The organism is Pantoea sp. T14 (assembly GCF_036663535.1).
Taxonomy (GTDB): domain Bacteria; phylum Pseudomonadota; class Gammaproteobacteria; order Enterobacterales; family Enterobacteriaceae; genus Pantoea; species Pantoea phytostimulans.
Genome location: NZ_JAWUEB010000011.1, coordinates 96,612 through 111,397, shown reverse-complemented (window position 1 = coordinate 111,397; position 14,786 = coordinate 96,612). Strand labels below are relative to the sequence as shown.

At 49.7% G+C, this 14,786-nt stretch carries 18 protein-coding genes and 1 other RNA gene; 8 read left to right on the top strand and 11 right to left on the bottom strand.

From position 1 onward, the window contains the following. The first annotated feature begins 216 nt into the window (after window positions 1–216). Together glnK and amtB are read left to right on the top strand one after the other, a co-directional pair. Entirely contained in the window at window positions 217–555 is a 339-nt protein-coding gene (gene glnK / locus SC127_RS04250) for a P-II family nitrogen regulator (protein ID WP_003850469.1), read from the top strand. Window positions 556–587: 32 nt separating this feature from the next. Beyond that, window positions 588–1,874: an ammonium transporter AmtB gene (gene amtB, locus SC127_RS04245; RefSeq protein WP_215847429.1), complete on the top strand. Its 1,287-nt coding sequence runs from the start codon at window positions 588–590 to the stop codon at window positions 1,872–1,874. A 67-nt stretch (window positions 1,875–1,941) separates the two neighbouring features. On the opposite strand, the gene tesB is transcribed toward amtB, so the two are convergent. Further along, window positions 1,942–2,805 (bottom strand): acyl-CoA thioesterase II, encoded by an 864-nt coding sequence (gene tesB / locus SC127_RS04240; RefSeq protein WP_215847428.1) that lies wholly within the window; start codon window positions 2,803–2,805, stop codon window positions 1,942–1,944. Window positions 2,806–2,996: 191 nt separating this feature from the next. On the opposite strand from tesB, the gene SC127_RS04235 reads away from it, so the two are divergent. Beyond that, window positions 2,997–3,554, top strand: coding sequence for a YbaY family lipoprotein (locus tag SC127_RS04235; RefSeq protein WP_215847427.1), 558 nt, complete (start codon window positions 2,997–2,999; stop codon window positions 3,552–3,554). Between the two features lie 40 nt (window positions 3,555–3,594). On the opposite strand, the gene SC127_RS04230 is transcribed toward SC127_RS04235, so the two are convergent. After that, window positions 3,595–3,906: an MGMT family protein gene (locus SC127_RS04230; protein ID WP_215847426.1), complete on the bottom strand. Its 312-nt coding sequence runs from the start codon at window positions 3,904–3,906 to the stop codon at window positions 3,595–3,597. A 174-nt stretch (window positions 3,907–4,080) separates the two neighbouring features. Here SC127_RS04230 and ffs point away from each other — a divergent pair. Next, window positions 4,081–4,177, top strand: an RNA gene (gene ffs / locus SC127_RS04225) — signal recognition particle sRNA small type. A 157-nt stretch (window positions 4,178–4,334) separates the two neighbouring features. On the opposite strand, the gene SC127_RS04220 is transcribed toward ffs, so the two are convergent. From SC127_RS04220 to SC127_RS04210, 3 genes are all read right to left on the bottom strand, one after another. Next, window positions 4,335–4,550 (bottom strand): HHA domain-containing protein, encoded by a 216-nt coding sequence (locus tag SC127_RS04220; RefSeq protein ID WP_243078394.1) that lies wholly within the window; start codon window positions 4,548–4,550, stop codon window positions 4,335–4,337. 24 nt (window positions 4,551–4,574) lie between these two features. Next, a complete protein-coding gene (gene tomB / locus SC127_RS04215; RefSeq protein WP_215847425.1) occupies window positions 4,575–4,952 on the bottom strand; it encodes an Hha toxicity modulator TomB in 378 nt (125 codons plus the stop codon). A gap of 148 nt (window positions 4,953–5,100) precedes the next feature. Continuing rightward, window positions 5,101–5,451 carry a hypothetical protein gene (locus SC127_RS04210; protein ID WP_243078393.1) on the bottom strand — a complete coding sequence of 117 codons (351 nt, stop codon included), beginning with the start codon at window positions 5,449–5,451 and terminating at the stop codon, window positions 5,101–5,103. Between the two features lie 350 nt (window positions 5,452–5,801). Here SC127_RS04210 and SC127_RS04205 point away from each other — a divergent pair, with 350 nt between their 5' ends. From SC127_RS04205 to SC127_RS04195, 3 genes are read left to right on the top strand one after another with little or no spacing between them, the layout of a single operon-like run. Continuing rightward, window positions 5,802–6,470: a metal ABC transporter ATP-binding protein gene (locus SC127_RS04205; protein WP_332625365.1), complete on the top strand. Its 669-nt coding sequence runs from the start codon at window positions 5,802–5,804 to the stop codon at window positions 6,468–6,470. Beyond that, entirely contained in the window at window positions 6,467–7,306 is an 840-nt protein-coding gene (locus tag SC127_RS04200; protein ID WP_243078391.1) for a metal ABC transporter permease, read from the top strand. The genes SC127_RS04205 and SC127_RS04200 overlap by 4 nt, the downstream gene beginning before the upstream one ends. A gap of 14 nt (window positions 7,307–7,320) precedes the next feature. After that, a complete protein-coding gene (locus SC127_RS04195) occupies window positions 7,321–8,199 on the top strand; it encodes a metal ABC transporter substrate-binding protein (RefSeq protein WP_243078390.1) in 879 nt (292 codons plus the stop codon). A 45-nt stretch (window positions 8,200–8,244) separates the two neighbouring features. On the opposite strand, the gene ykgO is transcribed toward SC127_RS04195, so the two are convergent. The 4 genes from ykgO to SC127_RS04175 all read right to left on the bottom strand — a co-directional run bounded on the left by ykgO (window position 8,245) and on the right by SC127_RS04175 (window position 13,195). Further along, the gene (gene ykgO, locus SC127_RS04190; protein ID WP_215847420.1) at window positions 8,245–8,385 is read right to left on the bottom strand and encodes a type B 50S ribosomal protein L36; all 141 of its coding nucleotides are present in this window, start codon (window positions 8,383–8,385) and stop codon (window positions 8,245–8,247) included. Between the two features lie 13 nt (window positions 8,386–8,398). Then, complete coding sequence (locus tag SC127_RS04185) at window positions 8,399–8,653, bottom strand: type B 50S ribosomal protein L31 (RefSeq protein WP_215847419.1); 255 nt, start codon at window positions 8,651–8,653, stop codon at window positions 8,399–8,401. A gap of 167 nt (window positions 8,654–8,820) precedes the next feature. Next, window positions 8,821–11,976 (bottom strand): efflux RND transporter permease subunit, encoded by a 3,156-nt coding sequence (locus tag SC127_RS04180; RefSeq protein WP_215847418.1) that lies wholly within the window; start codon window positions 11,974–11,976, stop codon window positions 8,821–8,823. 16 nt (window positions 11,977–11,992) lie between these two features. Next, on the bottom strand, window positions 11,993–13,195 hold the full coding sequence (locus SC127_RS04175; RefSeq protein WP_215847417.1) for an efflux RND transporter periplasmic adaptor subunit: 1,203 nt from the start codon (window positions 13,193–13,195) through the stop codon (window positions 11,993–11,995). Window positions 13,196–13,337: 142 nt separating this feature from the next. Between SC127_RS04175 and acrR the strand changes: the two genes are divergently transcribed. Beyond that, window positions 13,338–13,976 carry a multidrug efflux transporter transcriptional repressor AcrR gene (gene acrR / locus SC127_RS04170; RefSeq protein WP_215847416.1) on the top strand — a complete coding sequence of 213 codons (639 nt, stop codon included), beginning with the start codon at window positions 13,338–13,340 and terminating at the stop codon, window positions 13,974–13,976. Here acrR and rsmS read toward each other — a convergent pair. Then, window positions 13,973–14,128, bottom strand: a complete 156-nt coding sequence (rsmS, locus tag SC127_RS04165; protein ID WP_243078387.1) for a pleiotropic regulatory protein RsmS — start codon at window positions 14,126–14,128, stop codon at window positions 13,973–13,975. The genes acrR and rsmS overlap by 4 nt on opposite strands. Before the next feature lie 91 nt (window positions 14,129–14,219). Continuing rightward, window positions 14,220–14,750: a primosomal replication protein PriC gene (gene priC, locus SC127_RS04160; RefSeq protein WP_215847414.1), complete on the bottom strand. Its 531-nt coding sequence runs from the start codon at window positions 14,748–14,750 to the stop codon at window positions 14,220–14,222. Window positions 14,751–14,786: the final 36 nt, after the last annotated feature.

The following is a 14,786-nucleotide window of genomic DNA, read 5'->3' as shown; positions in this document are numbered from 1 at the left end:
AAATGCACTTCTTTGAGGCTGAAGGCACCAAAGAAGTGCAGTCGTTTCTCTTAACTCCCCCGCTTAAACTATTCTCTGTGTTATCCATCACAAAACAAAGCTAGCTCCAGCGCGCCTGACTCACTGATTAATCGCTTTCGATATTTGTGGCACACGCTTTGCTTATATCTCTGCGTGTCCATGAGACTCACCTATTTAATACCCGGAGGGGATCCTATGAAGCTGGTTACCGTAGTGATTAAACCATTCAAGCTGGAGGATGTGCGTGAAGCTTTATCCTCTATTGGCATTCAGGGGCTGACCGTCTCCGAAGTTAAAGGTTTTGGTCGTCAGAAAGGGCATGCCGAACTTTATCGTGGCGCTGAATACAGCGTTAACTTTCTGCCGAAAGTGAAAATTGATATCGCCATTGCTGACGATCAGCTTGACGAAGTTGTGGACGTTATCAGCAAGGCGGCTTACACCGGTAAAATTGGCGACGGTAAAATTTTCGTGGCTGAACTGCAGCGCGTAATCCGTATTCGTACCGGCGAGACCGACGAAGCAGCTCTGTAATTTAAGCTCAGTAATGTGATGGGATGGATAAAATGAATAAAGTTTTGACTAAGTTGGGCCTGACCAGCCTGGCACTGTTACCATCGCTCGCGATGGCTGCACCTGCCGTTGCGGACAAGGCTGATAACGCATTTATGATGATTTGCACCGCGCTGGTGCTATTTATGTCAATTCCAGGTATTGCCTTGTTTTACGGCGGGTTAATCCGTGCAAAAAACGTGCTGTCGATGCTGACTCAGGTTGCCGTAACGTTCTCTCTGGTTTGCGTGTTGTGGATGGTTTATGGCTATTCGCTGGCCTTCAGCGAAGGCAATGCGTTCTTCGGCGGTTTCGAGTGGGCAATGCTGAAAAATATCCAGCTGACCGCCGTGATGGGCAGCTTCTACCAGTATATTCACGTTGCATTCCAGGCCTCTTTCGCCTGTATCACCGTCGGTCTCATTGTCGGTGCGATTGCTGAACGTATTCGCTTCTCTGCAGTTCTGATTTTTGTGCTGGTTTGGTTGACGCTGGCGTATCTGCCTATCGCTCACATGGTGTGGGGCGGCGGTTATCTGGCTCAGGACGGCGCGCTGGACTTTGCTGGCGGTACCGTGGTGCACATCAACGCCGCTGTTGCGGGTCTGGTGGGTGCTTACCTGGTCGGCAAACGTGCTGGTTTTGGCAAAGAAGCGTTTAAACCGCATAACCTGCCAATGGTCTTCATGGGTACCGCGATTCTCTATGTCGGCTGGTTTGGCTTTAACGCCGGTTCAGCTTCAGCAGCTAACGAAATCGCTGCGCTGGCCTTCCTGAACACTGTTATAGCAACAGCAGGCGCAGTCTTGTCCTGGACCTTCGGCGAGTGGGCTGTTAGGGGTAAACCTTCTCTGCTGGGTGCGTGTTCCGGCTTTATTGGTGGCCTGGTTGCGATTACTCCCGCGTGTGGTTATGTCGGTGTCGGTGGTGCGTTGATCATCGGTCTGGTGGGTGGATTAGCTGGCCTTTGGGGCGTCACAACCTTGAAGAAATGGCTGCGTGTTGATGACCCGTGTGATGTGTTTGGTGTGCACGGCGTGTGTGGCATCGTAGGGTGTATTCTGACCGGTGTTTTCGCTTCCTCTTCACTGGGCGGCGTGGGTTACGCAGAGGGCGTTACCATGGGCCATCAGGTTTGGGTACAGATCTTCAGCGTTGGCGTTACCATTGTTTGGTCGGGCGTGGCCGCATTCATCGGCTTCAAACTGGCTGACATGATTGTGGGTCTGCGTGTACCAGAAGAGCAGGAACGCGAAGGTCTGGACGTCAACAGTCACGGCGAAAACGCTTACAACCAGTAAGAAATCGCTTCAGAAAGAGCTGTGCGCTAAAATAAAAAATATCAGGGGCGATCAATCGCCCCTTTTTTTATTCATTTCGCTGACGCATTACCCCTTCCTGCACTGTTGATGCCACCAGTACACCTTGTTGATTATAAAACTCACCCCGCACAAAACCACGTGCGCCAGACGCAGAGGTGCTTACCACGCTGTAAAGCAGCCACTCGCTGAAATCGAAGGGGCGATGAAACCACATAGAATGATCAATGGTAGCGACTTGCATATCGGCTTCAAGAAAGCCTTTACCGTGCGGCTGAAGCGCAACGGGCAAGAAATTTAAATCGGAAGCGTATCCCAAAACATATTGATGCAGGCGCAAATCATCGGGCAGAACTCCATTAGCGCGGATCCAGACCTGGCGAACGGGCTCATCGACATGGCCTTTTATCGGGTTATGAATCTGAACCGGGCGAATCTCCAATGGACGTTCAGCGATAAATTTTTCTCGGACTTTTTCCGGCAGCAAATGTGCCATTTTTTGCGCCATCATCTGCTCAGAGGGCAAATTATCTGGGCCGGGTACCGAAGGCATTTGATTCTGATGCTCGAAACCACTTTCGGGGGCCTGAAACGAGGCGGTCATATAGAAGATAGGATGACCATTTTGCACCGCGCTGACGCGGCGAGCACTGAAGCTTTTGCCATCTCGTAAGGTTTCGACATCGTAAATAATGGCTTTTGCACTGTCGCCGGGACGTAAAAAATAGCTATGAAACGAATGAATGATGCGATCTTCAGGGACCGTTTGTTTGGCGGCATACAGCGCTTGCCCGACAACCTGACCACCAAAAACCTGGCGCAAACCGAGATCCTCGCTTTGACCACGGAATAAACCCTCTTCGAGTTTTTCCAAATTTAATAAATTCAGCAGATTTTGCAGTGCCTGGCTCATCGCGCTTTCCTCAGAAAAGTAACCTGCTCAGTTTGAAAGATCCGACCAGTTGTCGTCAATCAGACTTTCGCCTGAGTGCCAGCCAGGCAAATTTCCGAATTCTGTGCCAACATTAAGGACATACGGCGAGTGAAGCGCTGTACTGCAGATTCGCTGCTGATAATCATTTTGATCAAATGGAGACGACATCAATGAAATTCTGGCAAGTGTTCAGTGGATTAGCATTGGCGGTGGCTGTCGCAGGGTGTGCCGATAAAGGTAAGCCGGTTGCAACGCCGACTTTAGGTTCCGCAGTGGCAGGACAGCAAGCGGCAATTACCCAGCCAAACGTTAGCGGTTCGGTTTATATTCGTCAACGCATTGCGTTGCCACCGGATGCAGTATTAACCGTTACGCTTTCAGATGCTTCAATGGCAGATGCACCCTCTAAGGTGTTGTCACAGCGCGTAGTACGTACTGAAGGCAAACAGGCACCTTTCCAGTTTATCCTGCCTTTCAACCCAGCAGATATTCAGCCTAACGCGCGTATCTTGCTGAGTGCAGCGATTACTGTTGACGGCAAAATGGCCTTTATCACGGATGCGGTAAAACCCGTGATCAATCAGGGCGGTACCAAAGCGGAACTGTTGTTGGTTCCGGTTCCACAGATGGCAATGCCAACCCAACCGGGCGCAGCGACAACGGTGCCATCAACCTCCCCGACGCAGGTGACACCATCCTCTTCTGTACCCGCACCAACCAGTCTGTAACGCTGTTCTGGGGCGACGCCGTTCGCCCCAAATTTATTAATTAATAGCACCAACGATATTTTTCCAACGCAATCTTTCCCTCATCGCTGACCTCAATACCTTCGGCTTCCAGTGCATCGCGTTGCCGAAACAGGTCATCACCTTGCAATGAAATTGTGCCGTGACGGTTAACCACTCTATGCCAGGGCAAAGTGCTGCCTGCAGGCAGGCGCTTTAACACGCCGCCGACTTGTCGTGCCGCTCGGGGCGAACCTGCAAGTTGGGCAATTTCACCGTAAGTGATGACCTTACCGGCTGGAATGGCGGCGACAATTTGCCAGATACGTTGCTGAAAGCTGTCGGGTTGGTCCATCTGTTTGTCCTGTCGCAAAAAATGGCTTCAACTTTAGCATGACAGACGAGAGCGGAATGCGCGGAAGTGCTTGTTGTTCAAGAAAGCAACGGTCATCCCGTCTGCGCTTGCAATTGCCAAGGGCTTCCCCGATAATGCCTGCGCTCTCGTAATGAGGGCTATCAATGGGGGCCCTGTTGGTTCTCCCGCAATGCTAGCTTGTGAACTCGGTCAGGTCCGGAAGGAAGCAGCCGCAGCAGGTGACGTGTGTGCCGGGATGTAGCTGGCAGGGCCCCCACCCAATTTTATCCCCCCTCTTTCTACTCAAAAAACGATGCTCAAAAAAAGCAGACAGGCGAAACTCGCCTGAGGCCGATCCATTGCCGGCAGGCGAGATTATTAAGTCTGGATAGATGCGTTGTAGGGAAAAGACGTAAAGCAGTGAAGGACTAACGTACGAATTTCCACACCGAAACGGGAACTTTGTCGTAAAGCTTATTCATTGTCAGTTCAGCTAAACGATGATCGGCTGCAGAGTAAAATACGGCTAGTTCGTTGTCAGGTAATTCGTACTTATTTTTTTCAATGACCCTTTCAAGGGTATCGATTGAGCGACAACGACGCAGTCGCATCAAATAATCCGTTTTAGTTAGGGCTTTGTTCATAAATAAACCGTTCTCACGTAAGTACTATAACGAATGGCTTGGTTGCTGGAGAAAAGCGCACTCTTCAGTGAACAGATTAAATAAGCGTTTAGCTGAACGTTGCCATCGTTGGAGATCTTGCGTATTGATACCGTAATTACTGAACAACATAAAGGTATCGTCAAGATATTCATCGATTTGCGAAATCAGCGCTTCATCTTCAACATGCTTAATTTTGTAATTCATCGTGAAAGAGGCGATATGCTCAATCAGATCATTGAGTTGTAAATTGCTTTCAGAAGTGGGGTCATTAACCCAGCCATGATGGCTATCAGTCAACGTTGCCATACTTTCGTCAAACAGGCTCTCACACAGATATTTGAGCTGGGCAATATCATGCCGTTTCGGTGAGTATTCGTCCATCTTTTTCCCCTCCGTAGCAAGCACAGTTACCGCGATGCGGGGTGATAAAGCAAAGCGGCCAGGAAGCGATTATATAGAGCTGTTAATAAACGGAGTGCTTTAAATATAGTGTAAAACCATTAGTTTTGCTCACCTCCATTACTAAATATTACAATTCGTCGGCGGGAGAAGGACGCGTATTGTCAATTAGCTCAAACGCCAGCGCACCGGGCACGATTTGAAACATTACCTGCTCTTTTTGCGTCATGGTTTCATTTAGATCCAAACACGGACTAAATAAATTCCAATCAAAATGGTAAAGCATTTTAAATCTATTCGGCCCGACAACTTCTATTGAATTTATTTTAAAACTCTCTGGAACTAACAGGGCATTGTGTGAATACCACTGTAAATCTCCGGCTAGCGGTTCCGCTATTTTGAGAATATTCCGCTGAATGATCGTTTCTATTTTAGCGATATCTGTTTCGCAAGGTGCAATATCACATTCAATATGCAGCATATCAGGGTCTGTAATTACAATTGATAAACCTATGATTAATGTTCTGCAAGAAGTTTGCAAGCGAGATACTGAGCGGACGAACGATAGCTGAGATAGGTTATTATTTAAGTTGTTGATTATAATCTAATTTAATGATTTCTTTCCCTCAATAATTTGCCCGCTACGTTATCTTTTGAAACATTTTGAACACTTCCCCTGACAAAAGAATCGCGTATCATAAATGTTATGTTATAACATTTAGGTACAATTATGAATCACAGTGGATTACTGCTGTCGTTGAACAGGCGATTGCTTATCGCGTTGGCACTGATTGCACTGCTTAGCTGTGCGATGGAGTGGGGAATGTATCAATGATTGTTTTTAAATCGCTTCGTGCAGGCTATCAGGGTCAGGCCGTTACCCCCGTGATCACGGGTCAGCTGTTAGCAGGCAGCATGACAGCATTAATGGGTGCCAATGGCAGCGGAAAATCAACCTTATTAAAAACTATTGCCGGTTTACTGCCGCCTATATCAGGACAATGCGAGCTATTGCTACCGCGAAAAGAGAGGGGTTGGCTGCCACAACGTACCGAGCTGGAAACGCGTTTCCCGCTAACTGTATTTGAGTTGGTTTCGATTGGCTGCTGGCCGCGCTGTGGTTGGTTCGGCGGCATTACTCGTGCTTTGCGTAAAGAGATTTGGCTGGCGCTTGAAGCGGTACAAATGATGGATTATGCCGATGCGCAGCCAGCGACCTTGTCAGGTGGGCAATTACAACGCGTTCTGTTTGCTCGCCTGATGTTACAACGCAGTCGTCTATGGCTGCTGGATGAGCCCTTTAATGGTATCGACAGCCAAACGGTTACTTTGCTCATGTCAATCCTGCAGCAGCAGCAACAAGCGGGTACCACCTTGCTGGTGGTTCTACACGATCGCCCCTTAGTCGCGCGTTATTTCACAGATGTTTTGTCGATGGATGACGCTTCCCATAGCCAAATGCCGACACATTCACTGCCGTTACGGAGAGTGGCACCGTGACGCTGCTTCAACCCTTTCTTGAATTTGGTTTCATGCGCCGTGCGCTGGTTGCCTGCATCGCTTTAGCCGTTAGCGCGACGCCGCTCGGCGTGTTCCTTTCGTTACGAAGGATGAGTTTGATTGGTGACGCGTTATCACATGCGGTGTTGCCGGGCGCAGCCATCGGTTATTTGATCTCAGGACTTTCATTAGTCGCGATGGGCATTGGTGGCTTGATCGCGGGCTTAGCCGTGGCGTTGCTATCAGGCGCAGTCAGCCGTTACACGCCGCTAAAAGAAGATGCCAGTTTTGCCGGTTTCTATCTTGGTTCGCTGGCGTTAGGGGTGACATTGGTGTCACTGCGAGGCTCGAGCGTCGATCTGTTACATGTGCTGTTTGGTTCGCTGCTGGCGGTAGATAACCCGGCATTGCTGCTGGTCGGTGGCATTGCTGCTTTTACCTTGCTGATGTTGGCGCTGATCTACCGGCCTTTAGTGATTGACGCGTTCGACCCCGATTTTTTACGTGCGCAGGGTAAATGGAGCGCGCCGCTGGTGCATGGCCTTTTTCTGATGTTGGTAGTGCTGAACCTGGTTGCTGGCTTTCAGGTGTTGGGCACCTTGATGTCGGTAGGATTGATGATGTTACCCGCGGCAAGTGCTCGTTTCTGGAGTCGTCATCTGGTTGCCATGCTCGCCATTGCCATGCTGTTAGCCGTGATCGCTTCATTTATTGGATTGATTCTTTCCTGGCATTTTTCACTACCCGCTGGACCGGCGGTGGTGTTGAGTGCCGCCATGCTGTTTTTCATTTCTATTTTGACAGGGCCGTGCGGTGGCATTTTGCACCGCCATTAATTTAAGAGGTTTTTATGAAAAAGTTACCGGTTAGCCTGGCGATCGGCGTGATGGCGATCAGCCCATTTTCCATGGCTAAAACTGTAAATGCCGTAGCCAGTTTCACTGTGCTGGCTGACATCGTTAAGCAGGTTGGCGGCGATCAGGTAAAAGTAAAAAGTCTGGTAGGGCCAGATGGCGATCCTCATACTTTTGAGCCGACACCACAAGACAGCCTGGCGCTGTCAAAAGCTGATGTGGTTTTCGTCAGTGGTTTAGGGCTGGAAGGATGGATGGATCGCCTGGTGACAGCATCAGGCTATAAAGGTCAGCCCGTCGTGGCTTCTCGCGGTGTAACGACGCGTAGCATGGAGGAAGAGGGCAAAAGTATTACCGATCCGCATGCATGGAACAGCATGCAAAATGGGGTGATTTACGCAACGAATGTGATGAATGCATTAATCAAAGCCGATCCTGATGATGCCGCCGCGATTCGTCAGCGTGGCGAAAATTATATTCAGCAGCTTAAAAAACTCGATAGCTGGGCAAAAAAGGCTTTTCAGGCCATTCCGTTAGAGAAACGGAAGGTATTAACCAGCCACGATGCCTTCGGCTATTTCGGACAGCGTTATGACGTTAGTTTTCTGGCCCCGGTTGGATTTTCAACGGAAGCAGAAGCCAGCGCGAGCGATGTCGGCAGTTTGATTGATCAATTAAAACAGCAGCACATCAACAGCTACTTTATCGAGAATCAGACCGATCCCCGTCTGGTGAAACAAATTGCCAGCGCGACCGGCGCACAGCCTGGCGGTGAACTTTATCCCGAAGCGCTTTCTGCCGCATCTGGTCCGGCTGCAACTTATGAGGCCGCCTTTAAACATAACGTTAATGCCATGTTGAGCAGTATGCGTTAAGCATAAAAAAGGCCGGGAATTCCCGGCCAATCATCACGACACATCCTAGTGTTTTTTCTTTCTTCCCTGCACCGCTTTAAAGCGCGGATTGGTTTTACAAATCACATAAATACGACCTTTGCGTCGCACCACTTTGCAGTCTTTATGGCGATGTTTAGCGGAACGCAGCGAACTCAATACCTGCATGATTTATCTCCTGTTATTGACGGCCCAGAAAGCGACCGAAACGCTGGTTAAAGCGTGCTGTGCTGCCTTCTTTGGTGAAATCTTTCTGTTTACCGGTGTAATGAACATGTGAGGCAGATGAGACATCCAGCGTCACGTAGGGCAGCGTCTCGCCCCTAAACTCCACGGTGCGATCGGTTTTAATCGTCGAACCGATTTTGAACCAGGCATCAGCTGAAGTGTCATGGAATACCACCTGACGATATTGCGGATGAATATTGGCTTTCATAAAATCACCTTTATGTAATGTTATAATATAACAATATTATGCGCCGTCAGATGCCTCAATGCAACCGAAGAAAAAAAACACGATTAACGAAGCGTGTGAGAACGGAAAGTGGCGGGTTTCGCAGGCAATAAAAAAGGCCGCTTGCGCGGCCTTTTTAGCATCACACCTTAGTGTGATTGGGTATGTTCGACCGGATGGCCTTTTTCAATTTCGGCTTTGTTCTTGCCAAAGCGGCGACGCACCACGACAAAGAATACCGGAACAAAGAAGATAGCCAGCGCGGTAGCCGTTACCATGCCGCCCATTACGCCTGTACCTACTGCGTTCTGTGCGCCGGAACCCGCGCCTGTACTGATCGCCAGAGGCATTACGCCAAGGATAAAGGCAAGCGAGGTCATCAGGATTGGACGCAGACGCATACGCGATGCTTCCAGCGTCGATTCAATCAAGCCTTTGCCCTCTTTATCCATCAAATCCTTCGCGAATTCGACGATCAAGATGGCGTTCTTAGCCGAGAGGCCAACGGTTGTCAGTAACCCCACTACAAAGTAGACGTCATTACTCAAGCCACGTAGCGTAGTGAAGAGCAGCGCACCCACCACCCCGAGCGGTACCACCAGCATGACTGAGAACGGAATCGACCAGCTCTCATACAAGGCGGCGAGACAGAGGAAAACCACAATCAGCGAGATAGCATACAGCGCCGGTGCCTGGTTTCCTGACAAACGTTCCTGGTAGGACATGCCGGTCCAGTCATAGCCGATGCCGGTTGGCAGCTTCGACGCTAACTCTTCCATCAGGTTCATCGCTTCACCAGAACTTTTACCTGGCGCAGGCTGACCAAGGATTTCCATCGCAGGCAGACCGTTATAGCGTTCCAGACGCGGAGAACCGTATTGCCACTTCGCCGATGAGAAGGCCGAGAAGGGCACCATGGTTCCGCTGCTGTTGCGCACGTACCACTTGCTGATGTCATCCGGCAGCATACGTGAATCAGCTTTACCCATCACATACACTTTCTTCACGCGGCCACGGTCAATAAAGTCATTGACGTAGGAACCGCCCCAGGATGCAGCCAGTGTGGTGTTGATGTCGCTCAACGACACGCCCAACGCCTGTGCTTTTTCCTGATCGATGGTCAGTTTGTACTGCGGTGTATCTTCTAACCCGTTCGGACGCACACCAACCAGCGTGTCAGAGTGCTGTGCAATCATACCAAACAGCTGGTTACGCGCTTCGGTTAACTTATCGTGACCCAGGTTGCCCTGATCGATCAGTTCAAAGTCGAAGCCAGTAGCGTTACCCAATTCGATAATTGCGGGCAGGTTAAACGGAATTACCATGGCATCTTTGATCGCACCCAACGCTTTCATCGCACGTCCGGCGATGGCAGGGACTTTCAAATCACTGTTTCCACGTTCATCCCAAGGCTTGAGGCTGACAAACGCAATACCGGTATTCTGGCCACGGCCGGCGAAACCAAAGCCATTGACGGTAAATACGGAGTTAACGCTGTCTTTCTCTTTGGTCAGGAAGTAATCCGTCACCTGATCCAGCACTTTCTGGGTACGTTCTTGCGTGGCACCCGCAGGCAACGATGCCTGAGCTAACAGCAAGCCCTGATCTTCTTCCGGCAGGAAGGAGGAGGGTAAACGTAAGAACAGGAAAGCCATGCCAACCACAATCACCAGATAAATCACTAAATAGCGACCGGTGCTGCGAACGATGTGACCCACACTGTCAACGTAGTGGTTGGTGCTCTTGTCGAACAGACGGTTAAACCAACCGAAGAAACCAGTAGTTTTGCCGTGGTCCCCTTTTTTGATGGGTTTCAGCATGGTGGCACAAAGCGCAGGCGTCAGAATCAACGCCACCAGCACCGAAAGGGCCATAGCCGATACGATGGTAATGGAGAACTGACGATAAATTACGCCGGTTGAACCGCCAAAGAACGCCATCGGTACGAATACCGCTGACAGTACCAGCGCGATACCCACCAGCGCGCCCTGAATCTGCTCCATCGAACGTTTGGTCGCTTCTTTTGGCGGTAATCCCTCTTCCGCCATCACGCGCTCAACGTTCTCAACCACTACGATGGCATCATCCACCAGCAAGCCGATGGCGAGCACCATCCCGAACATCGTCAGGGTGTTTATCGAATAACCAAACGCACTAATAATGGCAAATGTACCCAGCAACACCACCGGCACCGCAATCGTTGGGATCAACGTGGCGCGGAAGTTTTGCAGGAACAGATACATGACCAGGAACACCAGTACGATCGCTTCCATCAGGGTTTTCACCACTTCAAAGATGGAAATTTTAACGAATGGTGTGGTGTCGTACGGATAAACCACTTTCATGCCAGCAGGGAAGAACGGTTGCAGCTTCGCCAGTTCTTGTTTTACCGCATCTGCGGTATCCAGTGCGTTAGCACCGGTTGCCAGTTTGATACCGATACCGGATGCGGGTTTGCCGTTGTAACGTGCGATGATCTCGTAGTTTTCACCGCCGAGTTCAATTTTCGCCACATCACGTAAACGCACCTGCGAGCCATCGGGATTCACTTTTAGCAGGATTTTGCCGAACTCATCGGTAGACGTTAAGCGAGTTTGCGCGATGATTGATGCGTTAAGTTGCTGGCCTGGCGCAGGTGGCGTTCCACCTAACTGACCTGCTGCAACCTGAGCATTCTGTGTATCCAACGCGCTGATCACATCAACCGGCGTCAGCTGATAGTTATTCAGCTTATGCGGGTCCATCCAGATACGCATAGCGTACTGCGCACCAAACACCTGCGTATCACCAACACCTGCGGTACGGCTGATCGGATCTTTAATGTTGGAGGCAACATAATCAGAAATATCATTCTGCGTCATGCTGTCGTCATCACTAATGAAACCGGCCACCATCAGGAAGCTGCTGGAGGATTTCTTAACCTGAATCCCTTGTTGCTGCACTTCCTGCGGAAGCAGAGGCATTGCCAGTTGCAGTTTGTTCTGCACCTGGACCTGGGCAATATCTGCGTCAGTTCCAGACTGGAAAGAGATTGTCAGCGTCAGCGTACCGGATGAATCACTGCTTGAGGACATATACATCAGTCCGTCAATGCCGTTCATATTTTGCTCGATAACCTGCGTTACCGAATCCTGCAGCGTTTTCGCATCCGCACCTGGGTAGGTGGCCTGAATCTCAATTGCCGGCGGCGCAACATTGGGATATTGCTCTATCGGCAGTTTGAGAATCGATAGCACACCCGCCAACATGATGATGATGGCGAGGACCCACGCAAAGATGGGTCGATCGATAAAGAACTTAGCCATGTATCAACGGCTCCTGTTATGACGATGATTTTTCAGACTGAGACTGCGATTGCGAGTCAGGTGCAGCTTTAGCATCGTCTGAGACTTCTTGTGGCGTAACCTGTGCGCCCGGTTTTGCACGTTGCAGACCTGTCGTAATCACACGTTCGCCCGATTTAACACCGTCCGTCACCAGCCATTTGTCGCCAATGGCCTGAGCGGCATTCACGGTACGTGATTCGACTTTATTGTCAGAGCCCACCACCATTACCGTCGCCTGACCGGTTGGCGTACGCGTTACCGCTTGTTGCGGTACCAGCAAGGCTTCTGGGTTGGTTCCTTCATCCAAACGTGCACGTACAAACATGCCCGGCAACAATGAATGTTGTGGATTTGGGAAAATCGCACGCAAGGTGATAGAGCCAGTGGTTTCGTCGACGGTTACGTCAGAGAATTCCAGTGTGCCAGGTTGAGAAAAGCTGCTGCCATCTTGCATCAACAGGGTGACGTTTGCTTTACCGTCAATCTGTTTCAGCTTGCCTGACTCCAGTTCTCCACGCAGGCGCAGGAAATCGTCGCTGGATTGCGTGACATCAACATACATCGGGTCAAGCTGCTGCACGGTAGCCAGCGCGGTAGTTTGCGCGCTTTGCACCAATGCACCTTCCGTAACGGAAGATTTACCGATACGGCCGCTGATAGGCGAAGTCACTTTGGTGTAAGCGAGATTGATACGCGCTGTTTCGACGTTGGCTTTTGCCACTTGAACTGCAGCATCATTCTGCGCAGCAGTAGCAACCGCGGTGTCATAGTCTTGCTGACTGATGTACTTGGTACCCAGCAGAGGCTTGTAACGTTTCACCGTGAGTTGAGCAATGCGCGCATTAGCTTCAGCCTGAGACAAATCGCCTTTGGCGCTGTTATAAGCGGCTTGATAAGTTGCAGGATCGATTTGATAAAGCGATTGACCCGCTTTTACATCACTGCCTTCAACAAAATTACGCTTCAGAATAATACCGGAAACTTGAGGCCGAACTTCAGCTACGCGATACGCGGAAGTCCTGCCCGGTAATTCGGTAGAAATTTTTAAAGGTTCGTTTTTTAACGTGACAACACCTACTTCAGGAGGTTGTTGCTGGGCGGCTTGTTGGGATTTACCATCATCACATCCTGTTAACAAAAAGCTGCCTGATAACATCAGGACGGCCGCCAGAGGCGATAATCCTCTGATTTTATTCATAAATAAACCTCTAGAGTTCGATATCAAATGATCAATGGATCACAAACCGAAAAACCCATTGCTGCGTCAGATCGCGGGTCGTGCTATGGTACATACATTCACAAATGTATGTAAACTTGCCTGTTTGTAAAAAAAGTTACCTATGGCACGAAAAACCAAAGCGCAAGCACTTGAAACTCGACATCAAATTCTTGATGCCGCCATTATTCTGTTTTCACAACAGGGTGTTTCTGCCACCTCATTAGCAGATATCGCCGCAGCCGCTAATGTCACGCGCGGTGCCATTTACTGGCATTTCAAAAATAAAGCTGATGTCTTGCATGAAATCTGGTTGCGATGCGACGCCGGGCTTGATGATGTGGAACTTGAGTATCAGACAAAATACCCGGGCGATCCACTTTCTGTTTTAAGAGCGATGTTAGTCTATATCTTTGAAGCAACAGCAAAGGATCCACAACGCCGCGCCTTGATGGAGATCATATTCCATAAGTGCGAATTCGTCGGTGAAATGGCGGCACTGAAAAACATTCAGCAGAGTTTACTGCTTGAGTGTTACGAAAAAATAGAAGACGTTCTGCGTCAGTGTATTGAAGCAGAACAGCTGTCGCCGCATCTTAACACGCGTCAGGCAGCGCTTATTATGCGCGGTTACGTTAATGGAATGATGGAAAGCTGGTTATTTACGCCGGAAAGCTTCGATTTAGCCGGTGATGCCACACAACTGGTTGAAGCGTTTATTGATATGTTACGGCTAAGCCCAACCTTAACCGTTAACGTTTAATCAGAATGGCTGTTGTCGCGTTTTCTTTCAAAATCGCGTTGTACCATGGCCAATGCTGAGAGCACCGTTTCTACTGGAAGCTGATGCTCTTCCAAAAGTTGAATCAAATCCACCGCCAGCTTGACGTCGTCAGGGGCATTTTCCAAAGACATAATCTCTCCTTAACAGGGGACGTCGTTACTGTCCCATCTCTTATGCCAGCGTATCGCTCTTAATAATAGAAGCAGACATTGCCGTGACGTTTTATTCGCTTTCACTGCCACTACGCAGCGATAACGCCCATTCAACAGAACGGATAGCCTGTCGACAACGCGCCATTCTGCCTTCAAGAATTTCCAAATCTTTTTTCAACTGCTGCTGTACCGCCAGGGTTTCAGCCAACGCCATGCGCTGCTCGCGCTGATCGATCATGGCCTGCAATCGTCGCTCATACTCACGATATTCCTGATATTTGGATTCTCTCAGATTCCGCTGCGGTCGCTCGCGCCAGGTGCGAATTTGCTGGGTACTCGCTTCTCGTTGCAGGGCTGCGATTTGATCTACCAAACGTTCAGCTAACCAGGCACTTCGAGTCAGATCCTCTGCCTCTGTACACAATCGCTGAAAATTTTGCTCAATTTCTTGCAGATAGTCGGCCAGCCTTGTGCCTTTAGCACGGAAGAGTTGACTGTCGAAGCGTGGTTGACGACAGCGTCCATCGGGATGGCGGGCAATCTCTTCACGCAAGCTAAGAATGCAATGATGCAGTCGCTGATGAACGGAACTGAGGCTCATAATCCGCCAGCCAATTGTGCTAACGTGTGCGAACTC

Excerpts from the sequence above, each read along its gene's own strand:
- rsmS (WP_243078387.1), bottom strand. The coding sequence starts at position 14,128 with ATGTCTTTGGAAAATGCCCCTGACGACGTCAAGCTGGCGGTGGATTTG.
- SC127_RS04195 (WP_243078390.1), top strand. The coding sequence starts at position 7,321 with ATGAAAAAGTTACCGGTTAGCCTGGCGATCGGCGTGATGGCGATCAGC.
- tomB (WP_215847425.1), bottom strand. The coding sequence starts at position 4,952 with ATGGACGAATACTCACCGAAACGGCATGATATTGCCCAGCTCAAATAT.
- SC127_RS04220 (WP_243078394.1), bottom strand. The coding sequence starts at position 4,550 with ATGAACAAAGCCCTAACTAAAACGGATTATTTGATGCGACTGCGTCGT.
- SC127_RS04180 (WP_215847418.1), bottom strand. The coding sequence starts at position 11,976 with ATGGCTAAGTTCTTTATCGATCGACCCATCTTTGCGTGGGTCCTCGCC.
- ykgO (WP_215847420.1), bottom strand. The coding sequence starts at position 8,385 with ATGCAGGTATTGAGTTCGCTGCGTTCCGCTAAACATCGCCATAAAGAC.
- priC (WP_215847414.1), bottom strand. The coding sequence starts at position 14,750 with ATGAGCCTCAGTTCCGTTCATCAGCGACTGCATCATTGCATTCTTAGC.
- amtB (WP_215847429.1), top strand. The coding sequence starts at position 588 with ATGAATAAAGTTTTGACTAAGTTGGGCCTGACCAGCCTGGCACTGTTA.
- SC127_RS04205 (WP_332625365.1), top strand. The coding sequence starts at position 5,802 with ATGATTGTTTTTAAATCGCTTCGTGCAGGCTATCAGGGTCAGGCCGTT.
- SC127_RS04185 (WP_215847419.1), bottom strand. The coding sequence starts at position 8,653 with ATGAAAGCCAATATTCATCCGCAATATCGTCAGGTGGTATTCCATGAC.
- glnK (WP_003850469.1), top strand. The coding sequence starts at position 217 with ATGAAGCTGGTTACCGTAGTGATTAAACCATTCAAGCTGGAGGATGTG.
- SC127_RS04175 (WP_215847417.1), bottom strand. The coding sequence starts at position 13,195 with ATGAATAAAATCAGAGGATTATCGCCTCTGGCGGCCGTCCTGATGTTA.
- tesB (WP_215847428.1), bottom strand. The coding sequence starts at position 2,805 with ATGAGCCAGGCACTGCAAAATCTGCTGAATTTATTAAATTTGGAAAAA.
- acrR (WP_215847416.1), top strand. The coding sequence starts at position 13,338 with ATGGCACGAAAAACCAAAGCGCAAGCACTTGAAACTCGACATCAAATT.
- SC127_RS04210 (WP_243078393.1), bottom strand. The coding sequence starts at position 5,451 with ATGCTGCATATTGAATGTGATATTGCACCTTGCGAAACAGATATCGCT.
- SC127_RS04230 (WP_215847426.1), bottom strand. The coding sequence starts at position 3,906 with ATGGACCAACCCGACAGCTTTCAGCAACGTATCTGGCAAATTGTCGCC.
- SC127_RS04235 (WP_215847427.1), top strand. The coding sequence starts at position 2,997 with ATGAAATTCTGGCAAGTGTTCAGTGGATTAGCATTGGCGGTGGCTGTC.